Source organism: Bacillus cereus group sp. N6, assembly GCF_016483705.1.
Taxonomy (GTDB): Bacteria; Bacillota; Bacilli; order Bacillales; family Bacillaceae_G; genus Bacillus_A; species Bacillus_A wiedmannii.
The window spans coordinates 1-674 of sequence record NZ_JAEHBI010000190.1; the positions used below are offsets into that span (position 1 = coordinate 1).

Here is a 674-nt window from a genome sequence, read left to right on the forward strand (position 1 = left end):
CTAGTGAAAACAGCAAATTCAAGGTTACTCAATAACTATTGTGTTAGTTAAATAACTTTCAGTAACTTTTAATAACTGCTTAGAAAACCAGTCATATCAAGGGTTCAAGTTACCTTTTATATATATTTAGTTATTTTAGTTATTTGGTTTTTATATAAATAAAAATAAAAAAATAAATATATATATTAGGAGCTGTAATGCTCAGTACCGATAACTAAAGTAATGATTTAGGGTAAAACCCTTGGGGCTGTAAGGCTGAAGTGAGTTATTTTAAATAACTATTAGTTAGTAAAGAGCGTTTTTAACGATTTTCAGTAACTGTTTAATAACGGTTTAGTAATAGAGGTGAGAGGTTTGAAAGTTTTAGAAATTATAAGTTCAATTTGGAAATCAGGCGCAAATATCTATCTTGATCCAGAAGATAACCGAATTGGGATATCAAGACAAAACTTAATTCCTGCGAAAGTCATGCAAGCTGCGGAACAAAATTTTAACGGAATTGATACATGGTTCAAGTCCTGGAAGGATGCGAATAACGAAAAGATTACGATCATGAAGGTGTTTTATCAGTTTTGTGGATGGCAGCATAATCAAAAATTACATGGTTGGTTACTTGCTGATGAGGATTCATTACAACTGTTCTATGACTGGACAATCATTCTTGCTAAGAACGG

General features: G+C 31.5%; 1 protein-coding gene. It reads left to right on the forward strand.

Translation table 11 applies throughout. The features are described from left to right. Positions 1-354 precede the first annotated feature (354 nt). The coding region (locus tag JDS99_RS30845) for a hypothetical protein (protein WP_199696488.1) at positions 355-674 on the forward strand (320 nt) is incomplete at its 3' end.